This is a genomic window from Falsiroseomonas sp. RANM36 (assembly GCF_056682175.1).
In genome coordinates this window covers 884,796-885,082 of record NZ_JBWXTD010000003.1, presented here as the reverse complement: position 1 = coordinate 885,082, position 287 = coordinate 884,796, and the positions used below count along the sequence as shown (strand labels likewise).

Below are 287 nucleotides of genomic sequence, written 5' to 3'. Positions count from 1 at the left end.
GCGGCGGGGCGGGGGGGGGGGGGGGGGGCGGGGGGGGGGCGGGCGGGGCCGGGGGGGGGCGCGAGGGCGCGGCGCGGCTGACCGGCGCGACGGAGAATGTGCAGGCCGTGGCCGCCGCGGCCGAGGAACTGGCGGCCTCGGTCGCCGAGATCACGCGCCAGGTGGCGGAAGGCGCGCGCACCGCGCAGGAGGCGGCGGCGGCGGCGCGCGCCGCGGGCGGCACGGTGGCGCGCCGGTCGGGGGCGGCGGGGCGGATCGGCGACGTGGTGCGGCTGATCAGCGACATC

Annotated in this window: 1 pseudogene; it reads left to right on the top strand. The window is 85.0% G+C overall.

Features of this window, described 5'->3' with window-relative positions:
* Window positions 1-287: pseudogene (locus AC1MIR_RS09025) on the top strand (methyl-accepting chemotaxis protein); the annotation flags it as partial.